The 12,985-nt window shown below is 73.4% G+C and carries 12 protein-coding genes; 8 read left to right on the top strand and 4 right to left on the bottom strand.

The genetic code is table 11. The features are described from left to right. Window positions 1-69: 69 nt before the first annotated feature. The gene (locus ACFU7Z_RS24355) at window positions 70-558 is read right to left on the bottom strand and encodes a glutathione peroxidase (RefSeq protein ID WP_049652707.1); all 489 of its coding nucleotides are present in this window, start codon (window positions 556-558) and stop codon (window positions 70-72) included. Between the two features lie 218 nt (window positions 559-776). Then, a complete protein-coding gene (gene gcl, locus ACFU7Z_RS24350; RefSeq protein WP_074003637.1) occupies window positions 777-2,558 on the bottom strand; it encodes a glyoxylate carboligase in 1,782 nt (593 codons plus the stop codon). Window positions 2,559-3,307: 749 nt separating this feature from the next. Here gcl and ACFU7Z_RS24345 point away from each other — a divergent pair. After that, window positions 3,308-4,789: a SulP family inorganic anion transporter gene (locus ACFU7Z_RS24345; protein WP_380779597.1), complete on the top strand. Its 1,482-nt coding sequence runs from the start codon at window positions 3,308-3,310 to the stop codon at window positions 4,787-4,789. 114 nt (window positions 4,790-4,903) lie between these two features. Then, entirely contained in the window at window positions 4,904-5,215 is a 312-nt protein-coding gene (locus ACFU7Z_RS24340) for an MTH1187 family thiamine-binding protein (protein ID WP_380779595.1), read from the top strand. A gap of 18 nt (window positions 5,216-5,233) precedes the next feature. Here ACFU7Z_RS24340 and ACFU7Z_RS24335 read toward each other — a convergent pair whose 3' ends face one another. Beyond that, a complete protein-coding gene (locus ACFU7Z_RS24335) occupies window positions 5,234-5,707 on the bottom strand; it encodes a DoxX family protein (RefSeq protein ID WP_049652696.1) in 474 nt (157 codons plus the stop codon). A 154-nt stretch (window positions 5,708-5,861) separates the two neighbouring features. On the opposite strand from ACFU7Z_RS24335, the gene ACFU7Z_RS24330 reads away from it, so the two are divergent. The 3 genes from ACFU7Z_RS24330 to ACFU7Z_RS24320 all read left to right on the top strand — a co-directional run bounded on the left by ACFU7Z_RS24330 (window position 5,862) and on the right by ACFU7Z_RS24320 (window position 8,706). Next, window positions 5,862-6,440 (top strand): TetR/AcrR family transcriptional regulator, encoded by a 579-nt coding sequence (locus tag ACFU7Z_RS24330; protein WP_074003635.1) that lies wholly within the window; start codon window positions 5,862-5,864, stop codon window positions 6,438-6,440. A gap of 77 nt (window positions 6,441-6,517) precedes the next feature. Continuing rightward, entirely contained in the window at window positions 6,518-7,948 is a 1,431-nt protein-coding gene (locus ACFU7Z_RS24325; protein WP_380779593.1) for an MFS transporter, read from the top strand. Then, window positions 7,945-8,706 (top strand): SDR family NAD(P)-dependent oxidoreductase, encoded by a 762-nt coding sequence (locus ACFU7Z_RS24320; RefSeq protein WP_380779591.1) that lies wholly within the window; start codon window positions 7,945-7,947, stop codon window positions 8,704-8,706. Before ACFU7Z_RS24325 ends, ACFU7Z_RS24320 begins: the two co-directional genes overlap by 4 nt. A gap of 67 nt (window positions 8,707-8,773) precedes the next feature. Here the strand turns inward: ACFU7Z_RS24320 and ACFU7Z_RS24315 are convergent, their stop codons facing one another. Then, window positions 8,774-9,460 (bottom strand): SMI1/KNR4 family protein, encoded by a 687-nt coding sequence (locus ACFU7Z_RS24315; RefSeq protein ID WP_143204591.1) that lies wholly within the window; start codon window positions 9,458-9,460, stop codon window positions 8,774-8,776. Between the two features lie 215 nt (window positions 9,461-9,675). Here ACFU7Z_RS24315 and ACFU7Z_RS24310 point away from each other — a divergent pair, with 215 nt between their 5' ends. The 3 genes from ACFU7Z_RS24310 to ACFU7Z_RS24300 all read left to right on the top strand — a co-directional run bounded on the left by ACFU7Z_RS24310 (window position 9,676) and on the right by ACFU7Z_RS24300 (window position 12,951). Beyond that, window positions 9,676-10,596 carry a carbohydrate ABC transporter permease gene (locus ACFU7Z_RS24310; RefSeq protein ID WP_049655615.1) on the top strand — a complete coding sequence of 307 codons (921 nt, stop codon included), beginning with the start codon at window positions 9,676-9,678 and terminating at the stop codon, window positions 10,594-10,596. Then, on the top strand, window positions 10,593-11,495 hold the full coding sequence (locus tag ACFU7Z_RS24305) for a carbohydrate ABC transporter permease (protein WP_082345967.1): 903 nt from the start codon (window positions 10,593-10,595) through the stop codon (window positions 11,493-11,495). Before ACFU7Z_RS24310 ends, ACFU7Z_RS24305 begins: the two co-directional genes overlap by 4 nt. Window positions 11,496-11,556: 61 nt before the next feature. Then, on the top strand, window positions 11,557-12,951 hold the full coding sequence (locus ACFU7Z_RS24300; protein ID WP_053112245.1) for an ABC transporter substrate-binding protein: 1,395 nt from the start codon (window positions 11,557-11,559) through the stop codon (window positions 12,949-12,951). The last annotated feature ends 34 nt before the right edge of the window (window positions 12,952-12,985 follow it).

Here is a 12,985-nt window from a genome sequence, read left to right as displayed (position 1 = left end):
AGGCCAGATACGTACGCGTGAAGTGCCTGACGCGCGCGACCGGTTGGGGCAGTTCGCTGTGGCGTGTGGTCAGGCCGGCAGGACGGCCTCGAGCGCGGCGACCAGCTCCGGCGACTCCGGCTCGACGGGCGGGCGCAGGCGCGCGACGACGGTGCCGTCCGGGGAGAGCAGGAACTTCTCGAAGTTCCAGGCGATGTCCCCGGCCTGGCCCTCGGCGTCGGCGACCTCGGTGAGCTTGGCGTACAGCGGGTGGCGGTCCTCGCCGTTGACGTCGATCTTCTCGAACAGCGGGAAGGTCACGCCGTAGGTGGTGGAGCAGAAGGTGCGGATCTCCTCGGCGCTGCCGGGCTCCTGTCCGGCGAACTGGTTGCAGGGGAAGCCCAGCACGGTGAACCCGCGCCCGGCGTACCGCTGCTGGAGCCGCTCCAGGCCCTCGTACTGCGGGGTCAGACCGCACTTGGACGCGACGTTGACGATCAGCAGCGCCTTGCCCTTGTGGTCGGCCAGCGAGGTGGCCGCGCCGTCGAGGGTGCGCAGCGGGATGTCGTACAGGCTCACGGGGGTGGTCCTTTCGGGAAGTCGTCGGGCCGGGCCTCTTCGTGGGCCACGGTAGCGGCCGTCACCTGGTCAACTGCGGTCGGCGTGCCGATGTTCCGGGCGCGGGGGTGGGTGGGGGCGTGCGGAGCGGCTCGTCCGCCCCCACCCGCCCGGCGCGGACGACCGGCGCGGACGGCCGGTGCGTGCGACCGGCGTGCGCGACCGGTGCGTGCGCCGCGTTACGGCACCAACGGCCTGATCGCCGTCGGGGCGTGCTCGGGGAGGGTGGCCAACTCCTCGAACTCGTTGACCTTGTCGATGTCGGCGGCGGCCATCGAGATGTTGGTGACCCGCTCCAGGATCGCCTCGACCACGACCGGGACGCGGAACTCGGCGGCCAGCTTCTTGGCCTCCTCGAAGGCGGGCAGCAGGCCCTCCGGCTCGGTGACCCGGATCGCCTTGCAGCCCAGGCCCTCGACGACCTTGACGTGGTCCACGCCGTAGACGCCCAGCTCCGGCGCGTTGACGTTCTCGAACTCCAGGTTGACCTGGTAGTCGATGTCGAAGGCGCGCTGCGCCTGGCGGATCAGGCCCAGGTAGGAGTTGTTCACCAGCACGTGGACGTACGGGATGCGGTGCTGGGCGCCGACCGCCAGCTCCTCGATCATGAACTGGAAGTCGTAGTCGCCGGAGAGCGCGACCACCTGCCCTCCCGGGTCGGCGGTGGCGACGCCCAGCGCGGCCGGGATGGTCCAGCCGAGCGGGCCCGCCTGGCCGCAGTTGATCCAGTGCCGCGGCCGGTAGACGTGCAGCAGCTGCGCGCCGGCGATCTGGGAGAGGCCGATGGTGGTGACGTAGCGGGTCTCCGGGCCGAACGCCCGGTTCATCTCCTCGTACACGCGCTGCGGCTTGAGCGGCACGTCGTCGAAGTGGGTGCGGCGCTGGAGCCGGGCCCTGCGCTCCTGGGCGGCGGCGGCCCAGGCGGTGCGGTCCTTGAGCGTGCCGGCGTCCCGCAGTTCGCGCGCCACCTCGACGAACAGCTCCAGCGCGGCCCCGGCGTCGGAGGCGATGCCGAGGTCCGGGGCGAAGATCCGGCCGAGCTGGGTGGGCTCGACGTCGACGTGGACGAAGGTGCGGCCCGCGGTGTAGACGTCCAGGCCGCCGGTGTGGCGGTTGGCCCAGCGGTTGCCGATGCCGAGGACGAAGTCGGAGGCGAGGAAGGTCTCGTTGCCGTAGCGGTGCGAGGTCTGGAGGCCGACCAGGCCGGCGTTGAGCGCGTGGTCGTCCGGGATGACGCCCCAGCCCATCAGGGTGGGGACCACCGGGACGCCGGTGAGTTCGGCGAACTCCCGCAGCAGCTCGGCGGCATCGGCGTTGATGACGCCGCCGCCCGCGACGATCAGCGGGCGCTCGGACCGCTGGAGCAGCGCGACCGCCTTCTCGATCTGGACGCGGTTGGCGGCCGGCTTGTAGACCGGCAGCGGCTGGTAGGCCTCCGGGTCGAAGTCGATCTCGGTCAGCTGGACGTCGATCGGCAGGTCGATCAGGACCGGGCCGGGGCGCCCGGAGCGCATCAGGTGGAAGGCCTGCTGGAACACGCCGGGGACCTGCGCGGCCTCCAGCACGGTGGTGGCGGCCTTGGTGACGGGCCCCGCGATCGAGGCGATGTCGACGGCCTGGAAGTCCTCCTTGTGCAGCCGGGCGACGGGCGCCTGGCCGGTGATGCAGAGGATCGGGACGGAGTCGGCGATCGCCGAGTACAGGCCGGTGATCATGTCGGTGCCGGCCGGCCCCGAGGTGCCGACGCAGACCCCGATGTTGCCGGCCCTGGCGCGGGTGTAGCCCTCGGCCATGTGGGAGGCGCCCTCGACGTGCCGGGCCAGCGTGTGCCCGATCCCGCCGGCGGCCTTGAGTGCGGCGTAGAACGGGTTGATGGCTGCGCCCGGCACGCCGAACGCGACCTCAACGCCTTCGAGCTTGAGGATCTCCACGGCCGCGCGGGCGGCTGTCATACGAGGCATCGGATCTCTCCTGCGTCGGCCCGCAGTGGCTCGGAGGGCTCATCTCCTGAATTCCACCATACGGAAGAACGGTTTCTGTATGTGGAAACACGGTAGGGCGGGGCTCGTCGGGGCGTCAAGGGGACTTCAACAGAATGTGGAAGGCGTCGGGCGGACCGTCGGGCGGCGGGGATTCGCACGCCAGGACGGCGATCGCGCTGGTGTGCCCGGGGAAGCGGACGCTCCGCGCCGGGAAGAGCGGCCGGTGTGCAGTGGCGGTGAAGGGACGGTGCCTGCTGTGGGCCCGCCCCGCCGGGCTGGGTACCGTCGGTGCCACGCCGGGCCCGTGACGTCCAACTGAGGCCGCGGCAGGGGGGTTTCGGGAGCACCGCGGAGCGGGGGAACTCCGCCGGTGGCCCCGTCCAGGACCAGCGCGCCCGGTCCGCCGCACCCGAGCGAGGGACGCACCCCCCGGCCGCACCGACCCGACACCCGCCGCCGCGCTCTGGTCCGCCCGGACCCGCGGCCGTACCGCTGTCGCCGCTGTTTCCCCTGCCCTCCCGTTCCCCGCTCCTCCTCCTGCTCCCCGCCCTTGCAACGGCGCGCCCGCTGCGGCGGACGCGCGGAAGGAACGTCCCCATGCGCTGCTGCACCCCTGCCCGGTCCCTGGCGGTGACCGGGTGAACCCGCCGCCCCACCGGAGCGACAGCCCGCCGGGCCGCCTCCGCAAGCATGGCCCGCCGGGCCGGCCCCGCACCCCGGCCGCCGTCCTGCGCGCCGTCCCCTGGCGCCACGACCTGCCGGCCTCGCTGGTGGTGTTCCTGGTCGCCCTCCCGCTCTGCGTCGGCGTGGCCGTCGCCTCCGGCGTCCCGGCCGAACTCGGGCTGGTCACCGGTATCGTCGGCGGCCTGGTGGCCGGCCTGCTGCCCGGCAGCAGCCTCCAGGTCAGCGGGCCCGCCGCCGGACTGACCGTCCTGGTCGCCGACGCCGTCCAGCGCTTCGGCGTCGGCGCGCTCGGCCTGCTGGTGCTCGGCACCGGCCTGCTCCAGCTGGCGATGGGTGCCCTGCGGCTCGGCCGCTGGTTCCGGGCGATGTCCGCCTCGGTGGTGCACGGCATGCTGGCCGGCATCGGACTGACCCTGGTGTTCGGCCAGCTCTACGCGCTCGCCGACCGCCGCGCCCCCGCCACCGGGCCGGAGAAGATCGCCGGACTGCCCGGCCTGCTGGGCGACGTGCTGACCGCCGCGGCCAACCCGAGCGCCGTTGCCCTCGGCCTCGGCACCCTGCTGGTCCTGGTCGCCTGGAAGTACCTGCCGGAACGGGCCGCCCGCGCCGTCCCCGCCCCGCTGGCCGCCGTCGGCCTGGCCGCCGCCGTCACCGCCGCCGCCGACCTGCCGGTGGCCCGCGTCCACGTGGCCGGGCTGCTCGACGTGGTGCACCTGCCCGGCCGCGACGCCCTGACCGCCCTGGCCGGCCCCGCCGGGATCGGCACGGTCGTCGCCTTCACCCTGATCGCCTCCGCCGAGACGCTGTTCAGCGCCGCCGCCGTCGACCGGATGCACCACGGCCCGCGCACCGACTACGACCGCGAGCTCACGGCGCAGGGCATCGGCAACACCGTCTGCGGACTGCTCGGCGCGCTGCCGATGACCGCGGTGATCGTGCGCAGCGCGACCAACGTCCAGGCAGGCGCGCGCACCAAGGCCTCGCGGGTCCTGCACGGCGGCTGGCTGCTGGTGTTCACCGCGCTGCTGCCCGGCGCGCTCGGGCTCGTCCCGCTCACCGCGCTGGCCGCCGTCCTGGTGCACGCCGGCGCCAAGCTGGTGCCGGTGCGCCGGATCGTCGCGCTCTGCCGCGGGCACCTGGGCGAGGCGGTGGTGCTGGTGGTCACGACCGTCGCGATCATCGCCACCGACCTGTTCGAGGGGGTGCTGATCGGCGTCGGCCTGGCGGTGGCCAAGTCGGCCTGGCAGACCTCGCACCTGCACATCGCGGTGGAGGAGCAGGAGCAGCTGGCCGGGCAGCCGCTGCACCGGGTGCGGCTGAGCGGCAACGCCACCTTCCTGCGGCTGCCCCGGCTGCTGGACACCCTGGAACGGCTGCCGGGGGACCGGCCGGTGGAACTGGACTGGTCGGGGCTGCGCCACCTGGACCACGCCTGCACGGTGGCGCTGGTCTCCTGGGCCGACCAGCACCGGGCCCGCTCCACCGCCCCGCTGGCCGTCGAACCGCCGCTGCCTTCGGTGGCTTGAGGTCCGGTCCGGTCGGGGGACGTCCAGCCCGGTCGCGGGAGGTCTAGCCTGGTCGCGGTCCGGGTGCAGGCCCGGGCCGCGACCGGTGCCGTCGACCACAAGGAGCGCAGAGCCGTGATCGCAGCCTTTTCGGTGACCCCGCTGGGGATCGGCGAGGACGTGGGGGAGGCGGTGGCCGCCGCCGTCCGGGTGGTCCGGGAGAGCGGTCTCCCGAACCGCACGGACGCGATGTTCACCAGCATCGAGGGGGAGTGGGACGAGGTGATGCCGGTGATCAGGGCGGCGATCGAGGCGGTGAAGGTGCATAGCAACCGGGTGAGCACGGTCATCAAGATCGACGACCGGGCCGGGGTCACCGACGGCCTCACCGCCAAGGTCGCCTCGGTCGAGCGACACCTGGCGGCGGGCGGTCCGTCGGACCGTTGACCGGCCCCGGGCGGTGCGTCAGACCGCCGACGTCGGCCGGACCGCCGGTTCGGCCGACGCCGCCAGGGGCCGGCGGGTGAGCAGGCGGTCCACGGCGTACGGGCCGGAGCCGAGCGCCGCGATGGCCAGGAAGGCCCAGCAGAACAGCACCGAGGGCTCGCCCCCGTTCTGCAGCGGCAGCAGCGCGTGCTCCTGGTGGACGGTGAAGTAGGCGTAGGCCATCGAGCCGGAGCAGAGCAGGGCGGCCACCCTGGTGCCGGCGCCGAGCAGCACCAGGACGCCGCCGACCAGCTGGATCAGCGCGGCCCACCAGCCGGGCCACTGGCCGAGCGGGACGGTGCCGCCGCCCTTGGCGCCGCCGAGCACGCCGAACAGCGAGGCGGCGCCGTGGCAGGCGAAGAGCAGGCCGACGACGATCCGGAACGCCGTCAGCACGACGGGTCTGACGGCGTCGGCGGTCTGCCGGGAGTGGGCGGGACGGGGTGTGGACATGCGAAGCGCCTCCTGTGGGGGAAGGAGGTGGATGTGGGAGCGGTAAGGGTAGCCATGGTCTAGTCCACTTGGCAATGCTCCGTCAGAGATCAGGTCTGGACCACTGATCGCCCTTTCTTGACCGACCGATCCAGAAAGGGCTACTGTTCCCGGCATGGCGCGAACGAAGGAATTCGACCCGGACGCGGCGCTGCAGGCGGCCCTGGAGCTGTTCTGGCAGCGCGGCTACGAGGCCACCTCGATGGCCGACCTGGTCGAGCGGCTCGGCATCGCCCGGGCCAGTCTCTACGCGACCTTCGGCAGCAAGCGCGAGCTGTACCTGCGGGCGCTGGAGCGCTACTGCGAGCAGAGCGACTCGGCGCGGTTGGACGACCTGTCCCAGCCGGGCCCGGCACTGCCGGCGGTCCGCGCGCTGGTCCGCCAGTACGCGACGGCGGAGGAGGGGGAGCGGCGGCTCGGCTGCTTCGTCACCAACACGGCGGTGGAGCTGGCCCCGCACGACCCGGCCGCGTCCCGCCGGGTGGAGGCGAGCTTCGACCGCCTGGAGACGCTGCTCGCCGCCGCCCTGGCGCGGGCCGCCGCGCAGGGCGAACTGCCCGCCGGGCGGGACCCGCGGGCGCTCGCCAGGATGCTGGTGGTGCTGCTCCAGGGCATCCGGGTGGTGGGCAAGACCGCCGACGGCGCGCCCCTGGCGCGGGACGCCGCCGAACAGGCGCTGGCACTGCTGGACTGACACCCGGCCGGCTCGGGCCGGGTCTTCTGCTGGGCTCATACTGGACCGAACGGTCTACATAGGGGGGAGGGTTTTACATGCCTGTCATCGCTACCGGCCGGTACGGCTTCGCGCTGCTCGGCGTCGTCCAGGCGGTGCTGATCTTCACGATCATGATCCTGACCGTGCCGCTGCCGCTGGTGGCACGGGAGTTGGGGCTCGGCCCGTCCGGCGTGCTGCTGCTCAGCGCCGCCTACGGCCTCTCCTTCAGCTCCCTGCTGCTGCTCGGCGGACGGCTGACGGACCGTCATGGCGGGCGCCCGGTGCTCCGCGCCGGCCTGGTGCTGCTCGCCGCCGCCTCGATCGCCTGCGCCCTCGCGCCCGGCTACCCCGTCCTGCTGGCGAGCCGCTTCGTCCAGGGCGCGGGCGCGGCCCTCACCGCCCCGGCGGCGGTCGCCGTGGTCCGGGTGCTGCACCCCGAACCGGCCGCCTACCGGCGGGCGATGGCCACCTGGGGCGGCCTGTCGGTGCTCGGCGCCACCGTCGGCAGCGTGGTCTCGGGCGCGGTCGCCGCCGCGGTCTCCTGGCGCTGGCTGTTCGCGGTGCCCGTCCTGGTCGCCCTGGCCGGGCTCGCCCGCTCCGGATCCCTGCCCGCCGCCCTGCCCGCAGCCCCTGGTCATGCCCCCGCCGTCCGCCGGCCGGCCCTCGACCTGCCCGGCGCCGCCCTCGCCACCGCCGGTGTCTGCGCGGCGAGTTACGCCCTGGTGGCCTCCACCGAGCAGGGCTGGCGCAACCCCGGGACGTACGGCCCGCTGGCCGTCGGACTCGCCCTGCTGCTCGCCTTCGCCGCCGTCGAGCGCCGCACCGCCGACCCGCTGCTGCCACCCGGCTTCCTCGCCGACCGGCGCCGCGCCACCGCGCTCGCCGCCGTCATGGCCACCGCCGCCGGCACCGCGCTCACCTTCGTCCTGCTCTCGCTCTACCTCCAGCAGCTGCGCGGCTGGAGCGCCGCGGCCACCTCCGCCGCCTTCCTGCCGTACGCGGTGGTCCTGCTGCTCTCCGGCCGACTGGCCGGCCCGCTGACCGTCCGGTACGGACCGGTGGCGGTCACCGCCGGCGGCCTCGCCGTGGCGGCCGCCGGACTCGGCCTGCTGGCCGGGCTCGCCCCCGGCAGCGGCTACGCCTCCGGCCTGCTGCCCGGACTGCTCCTGCTGCCCGCCGGCGCCGCCGCGGCCTTCGCCGGGGCGGCCGTGCTCGCCACCGGCGGGGTGCCGCCCGAGCGCACCGGGCTGGCCGCCGGAGTGTTCAACACGGCGATGGAACTCGGCCCCACGGCCGGACTGGCCGCCCTGATGGCGCTCGCCGCCACCCGCCCGAGCGTCGTCGGCGGCTACGCCGCGGCCTTCGCGGCGGCCGCCGCGGGGCTGGCGATCACCGCCGTCGCGGTCGCCGTCCTGTCCCGCGCCACCCCTACCACCCGCACCACCGCACCCGAACACACCACCCGGATCAAGGAGTTCACCTCATGAGCACGCGTTTCGCCGACAAGTCCGTCCTGGTCACCGGCGCGGGCAGCGGCATCGGCCGGGCCATCGCGCTCGCCTTCGCCCGCGAGGGCGCCCGGGTCGCGGTCGCCGGCCGCACCGCCGGACCGCTCGCCGAGACCGTCGAGCTGATCGAGCGGGCCGGCGGCAAGGCCGCGGCGCTCACCGGCGACGTGACGAACGCCCAGGACGCCGCCCGGCTGGTCGGTGAGACCGTCGAGCGGTTCGGCGGCCTGGACGTCGCCGTCAACAACGCCGGGGTGTTCGGCGCCGCCGGCCCGGTCGCCGACATCGACGAGGCCGAGTGGCAGCGGGTGTTCGGCATCAACGTCACCGGCACCCTGCTCGCCATGCAGCCGCAGATCGCCCACATGCGGGCCCACGGCGGCGGCGCGATCGTCAACGTCTCGTCCAACCTGGGCGCCCACAAGCGGCTCGCGGGCGTCGGGGCCTACGCCGCCAGCAAGGCCGCGGTCACCGTGCTGACCAGGGCCGCCGCCCTCGACCACATCGCCGAGGGCGTGCGGATCAACACCGTCAGCCCCGGCGCGGTGGACACCCCGATGTCCTCCCGGCCGGGCGAGGACGCCGCGACCAAGGCCGGGCGGATGAAGGCCGAGGTCCCGGTCGGCCGGGCCGGGGCGACGGAGGAGGTGGCCGCCGCGGTGCTGTACCTGGCCTCGGACGAGGCGGGCTACACCGTCGGCAGCGACCTCGTCCTGGACGGCGGCTCCTCGGCCTGACCGCCTGACCGCCTGACCGCCTGACCGCCCGGCAGCCTGACCGCCCGATCGCGTCATCCCCGCCGGGCTACTCGTCCGGCGACTCCCCGGGCACCACCCCGTAGAACGCGTCCAGCGCCTGCGGGGTGCGTGCCCGGACCACCACCCAGGCCTCCTCGGCCACCCCGACCAGCACCTCCGGGCCCTGGTACCAGCGGAAGTGGCGGCCGAGCGCCGGCAACTCGCCCAGACCGTCCGGCAGTTCCTCGTCCCAGTCGAGGAAGTCGGTCAGCTCGTGGTCCTCCAGCAGCTTCTCCATCAGCGCCATCGCCGCGGCCGTCGCCGAGAAGCGCTCGTCCCAGGGCTCCCACCGCTCCTGCGCCTTGTCCGCCAGGTCGAGCCGGAACACCGTCGGCGGGTCCTCCCGGTCGAGGCCGTCCAACGGCACGCCCCAGTGCGCGCAGCCCTGGTTCTCGGCCCGGAACACCAGGGCGCCGTCCAGCACGTGCAGCTCGTCCGGCGTCAGCAGCACGTCCTGGTTGCTGGTCAGGTCCGCCCGGCGGCCGAACAGCCGGTACGCCTCGCGCAGCGCCACCGGCAGCCGCAGGCCCAGCCGCCGCTCGGCGGCGTCCAGCTCCGCGTCCGTGAAGCCGTCGCCGGGCCCCAGCGGCTCGCCCCAGTACGCGGCGAAGCCCCTGACGAGTGCCCAGGCGCCCGCGCGGGAGCGCACACTTTCGGCCATTGCGGCCGGGATGTCGAATTCCGTTTCGTCCACCCGCGCACCGTACGCCACCCCTCCGACAGCGCGGTGGCCCGCCCAACTGGCCCTCTGCCGCCGGTCCGCCGCCCGTCCGGGCACGACCGGCCGGATCTGACGCGAACGCGTAATCCCCGCGACACCCGTTGATCACCGCGGGGTTTCCGCGCCGTCGTTCGGGCAAGACACGGTTTCGGCCGGAACCGACATCACGAAAGGCGGACGCGCGACACATGCCGACCGCACCGCACACCGGGCCCCTCCCGGCCCGTCGAAGCCGCTGGGGAGAACACGGGCTGGCCTGGGCCTTCCTGCTGCCCTCCCTGGTGGTCTTCGTCCTCTTCATCGGCTACCCGCTGGGACGGACCCTCTACCTCAGCGGGCACGCCAACGACCTCTTCGGCGCGCCCTCCCGCTACGTCGGGTTCAAGCACTACACCGACCTCTTCGCCTCGGCCGACTTCGTCCGCACCCTCACGACCACGGCGCTGTTCACCCTGCTCACCGTGGTGCCCGGGGTGCTCGGCGCGCTGGTGCTGGTGCTGCTCCTGGAGAACCGGATCCGGGGCGTGCGACTGCTGCGCTCGGCCTTCGCGCTGCCCTTCGCGTTCTCGGTGGCCAGCGCCTCGGTGGTGTTCGCGGTGTTCTTCAACCCCGCCAGCGGGGTGCTCAACGGGCTGCTCTCGCACGTGGGCCTCGGCCCGATCGGCTGGCTGACCGACTCCCGGTACGCCCTGCTCTCGGTGGCCGTCACCACGGTCTGGATGAACCTCGGCTACAACGTGCTGGTGCTCTCCGCGGGCATCGGCTCGATCCCGGGGGAGATCCTGGAGGCGGCCCGCATCGACGGCGCCTCCGGCCTGCGGCTGGCCCGTTCGATCACCGTCCCGATGCTCGGTCCGAACCTGTTCTTCCTGACCGTGGTCTCCACCGTCCACGCGCTCCAGAGCTTCGGCCAGATCCACATCCTCACCAAGGGCGGGCCGGACGGCTCCACCCGGACCCTCGTCTACTCCGTCTACGAGAAGGCCTTCGCCTACGGCTCCAGCGACTTCGGCACCGCGAGCGCCCAGGCCGTGGTGCTGCTCGTGGTCGTCCTCGCCTGCACGGCCGTCCAGTTCGGCGTCCTGGAGCGGAAGGTGCACTACGCATGACCACCCTCACCACCGAGGCCGAGCCGAAGGCCGGGGCGCCCCGGCCGCCCGCCCGCGCCCGCGTCCTCGCCGGGCGCTCCGCGCGCGACCTGCTCGGCCGCGCCGCCGTCTACCTGCTGCTCGCCGTCGCCGTCGTCACCGTGGCCTTCCCGGTCTACTACGCCGTCGCCGGCGCCTTCATGGGCCCGTCCGAGCTCTCCTCCTACCCGCCGGCCCTGGTGCCGCACTCGGTCACCGGACGGAACTTCTCCGGCGCCGTGGACGCCATCCCGCTGGCCCGCCAGTACGCCAACTCGGCGATCGTGGCGACCGTCATCACCCTCGCCCAGCTGTTCACCTCGGTCCTCGCCGCGTACGCCTTCGTCTTCCTGCCGATGAAGGCCCGCGCCGTGGTGTTCGGGGTGTTCCTGGCCACCCTGATGGTCCCGTGGGAGGCCATCATCATCCCCAACTACCTGACGCTGTCCGGCTGGGGGCTCGGCAACACCTACTTCGGCCTGGTGCTGCCCTTCCTGGCCTCCGGCTTCGGTACCTTCATGCTGCGCCAGGCCTTCCGCCAGCTGCCCGGCGAACTGCGCGACGCCGCCCGGATCGACGGGGCCGGCCACTGGCGCTTCCTGTGGCGGATCGTCGTCCCGCTCAACAAGCCGGCCCTCGCGGCGCTGTCGATCTACGTCTTCCTGTCGGCGTGGAACCAGTACTTCTGGCCGCTGATCATCACCCGCACGGCGAACATGCAGACCCTCCAGATCGGCCTCACCTCGCTGCGCGACGCCGAGATGGCCGACCCCGGGCTGATCCTGGCCGGCGTCGTGCTCTCCCTGCTGCCCACCCTCGCCCTGGTGGTCTTCGGCCAGCGCTTCATCGTCCGCGGCCTCACCGCGGGCGCGGTCCGCTGACCGTGCCCCTCCCGCTCCTCCTGTGTCCCCCCTCCTCGAACGCTCGAAAGAGAGAACCCTCGTGAAGAAGAGTGCGCGCGCGCTCGCTGCCCTGCTAGTGGCCGGCCTGTCCCTGACCGCCTGCAGCTCCAGCGGCTCCGGTTCCGGCTCCGGCGGCTCCGCCGACGCCGGCGCGCCCGGCGCCCAGGCGCTCGACCAGGCCTCCGGTGTCACCAGCGTCGAGTTCTGGCACTCGATGACCGGCAAGAACGCCGAGGTGCTGAACGGGCTGGTCGGCCAGTTCAACGCCGCCCACCAGGGCAAGATCGAGGTCAAGGCGCAGTTCCAGGGCAAGTACGACGAGCTGGTCACCAAGTACAAGGCCGCGGTGCAGCAGAAGGGCACCCCCGCCCTGGCGCAGGTCTACGACATCGGCACCCGGTTCATGATCGACTCCAAGCAGACCGTCCCGGCCCAGGCCTTCGCCGACAAGGACGGCTACTCGCTGGACGACCTGGACGCCAACATCCGCAACTACTACTCGGTCGGCGGCAAGCTCCAGGCGATGCCGTTCAACTCCTCGATGCCGCTGCTCTACCTGAACACCGACGCCTTCAAGGAGGCCGGCCTCGACCCGGCCCAGGCCCCCAAGGACCTGGCCGAGCTGGGGGAGCTGGCCAAGAAGCTGACCAAGAAGGACGGCGACGGCAAGACCGTCCGGTACGGCTTCGGCGCCGCCATCTACGGCTGGTTCGTCGAGCAGCTGCTCGCCGAGTCCGGCACCATGTACTGCGACAACGACAACGGCCGCGGCAACAAGGCGGGCAAGGTCGTCTTCGACTCCGCCCAGGGCGCACAGATCGTCCAGTGGTGGGCCGACCTGGTCAAGGGCGGCTACGCGGCCAACACCGGCCGCACCACCGACGACGCCCAGGCCGCGTTCAAGGCCGGTACGGTCGCGATGCACCTGGAGTCCACCGGCGTGCTGCGCGGCTACACCGAGGCCGCGAAGTTCGGCGTCGGCACCGCGGCCTTCCCGAAGGTCACCGCCGCCGACCAGGGCGGCCCGGTGATCGGCGGCGCCTCGCTGTGGATCAGCGGCCCCGGCCACTCCGACGCCGAGAAGCGCGCCGCCTGGGAGTTCGAGAAGTTCGTCTCCGCCCCCGAGCAGCAGGCCGTCTGGCACACCGGCACCGGCTACTTCCCGGTCAACACCAAGGCCCTGGACGACCCCAAGGACAAGGAGTGGGTGGCCAAGTACCCGCAGTTCCAGACCGCGATCGACCAGCTGAAGGCCACCAAGCCGACCCCGGCCACGGCCGGCTGCCTGCTCGGCGTGATGCCGCAGGCACGCAAGGGCGTGGAGACCGCGATCGAGCAGACCATCGCCGGCACCAAGCCCGCCCAGCAGGCCCTGGCCGACGCGGCCAAGGAGCTCCAGCCGGCGATCGAGAGCTACAACAGCTCGGTCGGCTGACCTCCTGGCCCACGACGACGGCCCGCCCCGCGCC

Source organism: Kitasatospora sp. NPDC057518 (assembly GCF_042802075.1).
GTDB lineage: Bacteria > Actinomycetota > Actinomycetes > Streptomycetales > Streptomycetaceae > Kitasatospora.
The sequence above is the reverse complement of the archived record's forward strand: the minus strand, read 5'-3'. Positions and strand labels throughout refer to the sequence as shown.

What these genes read in the sequence shown, in the direction of transcription:
- gcl (WP_074003637.1), bottom strand. Translation starts at nt 2,558, where the DNA reads ATGCCTCGTATGACAGCCGCCCGCGCGGCCGTGGAGATCCTCAAGCTC.
- ACFU7Z_RS24335 (WP_049652696.1), bottom strand. Translation starts at nt 5,707, where the DNA reads ATGTCCACACCCCGTCCCGCCCACTCCCGGCAGACCGCCGACGCCGTC.
- ACFU7Z_RS24330 (WP_074003635.1), top strand. Translation starts at nt 5,862, where the DNA reads ATGGCGCGAACGAAGGAATTCGACCCGGACGCGGCGCTGCAGGCGGCC.
- ACFU7Z_RS24325 (WP_380779593.1), top strand. Translation starts at nt 6,518, where the DNA reads ATGCCTGTCATCGCTACCGGCCGGTACGGCTTCGCGCTGCTCGGCGTC.
- ACFU7Z_RS24320 (WP_380779591.1), top strand. Translation starts at nt 7,945, where the DNA reads ATGAGCACGCGTTTCGCCGACAAGTCCGTCCTGGTCACCGGCGCGGGC.
- ACFU7Z_RS24310 (WP_049655615.1), top strand. Translation starts at nt 9,676, where the DNA reads ATGCCGACCGCACCGCACACCGGGCCCCTCCCGGCCCGTCGAAGCCGC.
- ACFU7Z_RS24305 (WP_082345967.1), top strand. Translation starts at nt 10,593, where the DNA reads ATGACCACCCTCACCACCGAGGCCGAGCCGAAGGCCGGGGCGCCCCGG.